This window comes from Calothrix sp. CBUCES-K 9914, from assembly GCF_059640475.1.
Window position 1 is genome coordinate 1 of sequence record NZ_JBXXZH010000470.1, and the last position, 3,292, is coordinate 3,292.

At 39.7% G+C, this 3,292-nt stretch carries 4 protein-coding genes and 1 pseudogene; 1 reads left to right on the top strand and 4 read right to left on the bottom strand.

Features of this window, described 5'->3' with window-relative positions; translation table 11 throughout:
* Positions 1-193: 193 nt before the first annotated feature.
* The 4 genes and pseudogenes from AC2JBO_RS44025 to trmB all read right to left on the bottom strand — a co-directional run bounded on the left by AC2JBO_RS44025 (position 194) and on the right by trmB (position 2,214).
* On the bottom strand, positions 194-520 hold the full coding sequence (locus AC2JBO_RS44025; RefSeq protein WP_496959928.1) for an SH3 domain-containing protein: 327 nt from the start codon (positions 518-520) through the stop codon (positions 194-196).
* 133 nt (positions 521-653) lie between these two features.
* Positions 654-1,059 (bottom strand): annotated as a pseudogene (locus AC2JBO_RS44030) (CHAT domain-containing protein); the annotation flags it as partial.
* An 86-nt stretch (positions 1,060-1,145) separates the two neighbouring features.
* The gene (locus tag AC2JBO_RS44035) at positions 1,146-1,448 is read right to left on the bottom strand and encodes a Uma2 family endonuclease (RefSeq protein WP_496959929.1); all 303 of its coding nucleotides are present in this window, start codon (positions 1,446-1,448) and stop codon (positions 1,146-1,148) included.
* Between the two features lie 124 nt (positions 1,449-1,572).
* On the bottom strand, positions 1,573-2,214 hold the full coding sequence (gene trmB, locus AC2JBO_RS44040) for a tRNA (guanosine(46)-N7)-methyltransferase TrmB (protein ID WP_496959930.1): 642 nt from the start codon (positions 2,212-2,214) through the stop codon (positions 1,573-1,575).
* Positions 2,215-2,295: 81 nt separating this feature from the next.
* Between trmB and AC2JBO_RS44045 the strand changes: the two genes are divergently transcribed.
* On the top strand, positions 2,296-3,292 hold a 997-nt coding region (locus AC2JBO_RS44045; RefSeq protein WP_496959931.1), incomplete at its 3' end, for a metallophosphoesterase family protein.

Below are 3,292 nucleotides of genomic sequence, written 5' to 3' on the forward strand. Positions count from 1 at the left end.
TAAGAGGATGTTTGAAAAGTCGGCTGAGGTATAAATTGTCATTCTGAGTGGAGTCTTACGGAACGAAGAATCTAGGGCTTCAGCCTGTACACTGAGATGCTTCGTTCCTCAGCATGACACTCACAGATACTTTTCAAACAACCTCTTACACGTATATTTAAGAGTCGGCGCCATTTGCTTTGTTCGAGTGCTTCTATCCGCAAGCTAAATAATTTTTGAATGCCCAACCTGTTACTTTCTTTTTACCTACTTGAAAAATAATCTCTGCCCAACCGTCTCTATATGGTGTATTCGTTTGTTTTACAATTGTTCCGTTCTTCAAGGTAGCAATAATCTTACTATTACTATTGGGTTTTGAACGCACGTTTAGTGGTGTTCCAGTTGGGTCATTGACCGAACATGGTGGGTTTGGCGCCTCTTGTTGGTAGTATTCCCCTGCTTTAGGGCTAGAATATGCGGCACCTTGAACAGTAACTAATGCCGTCACGGTTAGAAATGCAGCCAGCAGATTGTTTTTCATGGTTTTTTTACACCTGTAAAGATTCATCTTACATTGTTATATTTCTCTATCAAGTGGAACTCATGCATTTTTTTAGCTATGGCAACGAACGGCGCCCACTTATAAATACTCAAGTACTCAAAGATTTAAATACCTAGTTAGCCTCTCCAATAAGTGTAAAAGCTGCCCAATCAACAGGATTTGGGCTATTCTTCATTGTTGTTAACATAGCTTGTCTTAGGGCTTGCGCTTTATCTGGATTTTTCTGTAAGTTCTTATAAAATTCAGTCATCAACTGTGCTGTTGGTGCATCTGGTACAGACCATAAAGAGACTAAAACACTAGGTACACCAGCACTAAATTAACGCGCGCGATAATCCAATTACACCATCTCCTGTAATTTTTCCTCGTCCAGTATCACAAGCACTCAACACTACTAATTCCGCATTGAGTTTTAAATCTAAAATTTCTCCAGCAGTTAATAGTCCATCACCGTTATTGTTTGATTGCTTGTTATTTGGATTAGGCACCAGTGCAATCGAACTATTAATACCTTGAACACACATCACTAGAAAAATTAGCTGAACTAAGTAAGAGTAAATGGCTACTTATCCGCGAAGCTGTAGCAAAGCTTGTTTAGTTGCAGTCAAACACTTATTAGAACGGGCGCCTGACCGTGCAGAAAAACATCTTTTTTATTATTATATACAAAGCGCTTGTAACGCGCAATCCAAACTCGTAAATCGCTAGTAAATACTTTTTTATTTTGACTCTGTAACTGATATTTTAGGTAAGCAAATATATTACCTGTTATCAGATTATGGTTTATTGAACCCCCGGTTATTTCTATAATCTCTCCATCATGGTATTCACTCCTAAATTCCGCAGTCTCTTCGCGCGCAAGATACTCTTCAGGAGTATAATACTTTTGCTTGGTTTGCGTCTGCATTTTTTCTTCCAACTACGATATCTTTAATTATAGGGATAAATATATATTTGTGGGTTAGGCGCCAAGCTCTCTTCTCTATGTCCTCTGTGTCTCTGTGGTAAAAATTACTGCACAGGCAAGATGCCTATGCTACGTGGTTTTCAAAGACTATGCGGTAGACTGGTTCACCTTTGTTTTGTGTGGCTATTTCTCTTTCGGTTGGTATGGGTAATGGGTTTTCGGATAACCATTCTCCAGTTCCTTGAATTTTAAATGCTGGGTTTTCTAAAAATCTCGCGCGCATCTCTTCGGCAACAAATTCAATATCTGATTGTAAAAACACTATACCCGATGGCGCCATATATTGAGCTAATTCTGTGATTAACTCAGGTTGAACTACACGTCTTTTGGCATGACGGTTTTTAAACCAAGGGTCGGGAAATTGAATTGAAACTCGCTGTAATATTCCTGTTGGAAGTGTTGATAATAACGGTTTGAGTGAATTGTTGACGTTGCAAAATAAATAGTGTAGGTTGCTCAAGTTTAATTCGTCGCGCGTTATATTTGCTTCTTCTACTAATGGTTTACGAATTTCTAAACCTAAAAAATTCCAGTCCGGTTGAAGTGACGCCATGTGTTCTATAAATCTTCCACGCGCGCAACCTATATCTAAATGTAAAGGTTGATTAAGTTTAGTGTAGACTTTTTCCCACTCAATCGGGTTTGCTGCTGTTTGATACTTATGTGATAGGGGATTTACGTGCTGCCGAACTCTGACACGAGCCATATTGGTTAAACGTTATACTTTTGGATAAAGACTCTTTTTTTACTTCCTTTTACACCGTTACTTTAAAATTACCACTCGCCAATGACCCCGAACTTTCGCTTTGCCGTAGTCAGCGATTTGCACATCGCACTTCCTCATACGATTTGGGATCACCCTAGTCGATTTCATTTGGTTGAAGTCAGTATTCCCGCTTTTGAAAGTGTACTTGAACATTTGACGCAAATCGATTTAGATTTTCTTTTGTTGCCTGGTGATTTAACTCAACATGGCGAACCTGATAATCATAACTGGTTACAGCAACGTTTGGCGGAGCTACCATTTCCTACTTATGTAATTCCTGGTAATCATGACGTTCCTGTTCTTGAAGCTAATAGTCAATCGATTGCTTGTAAGGATTTCCCCAAATACTACCGTAAGTTTGGTTACGATAGCGATGAACTCTATTATACTCGTTCGATTTTACCGGGTGTACGCCTAGTTGCTCTCAATTCTAATGCTTTTGATGAACAAGGAAACCTCATAGGGCACCTCTCAAACCAACAATTACATTGGTTGGAAAAAGTGCTAGCAGAAGCTTCTCAGGAGCTTGTGTTGGTAATGATACACCATAATGTGGTGGAACACTTACCAAATCAAGCGCGTCACCCAATGGCAAGTCGCTACATGCTGGAGAACGCGCGGGAGATACTAGATATATTACAGCGTTATCAAGTTAAGCTTGTTTTTACTGGACATTTACACGTTCAAGATATTGCCGAAGACAATGGCGTATACGATATTACTACTGGCTCACTAGTAAGCTATCCACATCCCTACAGAATATTTGAGTTTCAACAGGATGAACTTGGTTCGAGTCGGTTACAGGTTTTGTCGTACCGCGTTGAATCAGTTCCAGAATTTCCCAATTTACAATATTACTCGCGGAAATGGATGGGCGACCGTAGTACTCCCTTCCTTATTAAGCTGTTAACTTTACCTCCATTGAGTTTACCCGCAAGTAAAGCTGAACAACTGGCGCCGTCTTTGCGAGATTTTTGGGCAAATATTGCTGATGGTGATGCGGTATTCGATTATTCAG

What these genes read in the sequence shown, in the direction of transcription:
- AC2JBO_RS44025 (WP_496959928.1), bottom strand. Translation starts at nt 520, where the DNA reads ATGAAAAACAATCTGCTGGCTGCATTTCTAACCGTGACGGCATTAGTT.
- AC2JBO_RS44035 (WP_496959929.1), bottom strand. Translation starts at nt 1,448, where the DNA reads ATGCAGACGCAAACCAAGCAAAAGTATTATACTCCTGAAGAGTATCTT.
- trmB (WP_496959930.1), bottom strand. Translation starts at nt 2,214, where the DNA reads ATGGCTCGTGTCAGAGTTCGGCAGCACGTAAATCCCCTATCACATAAG.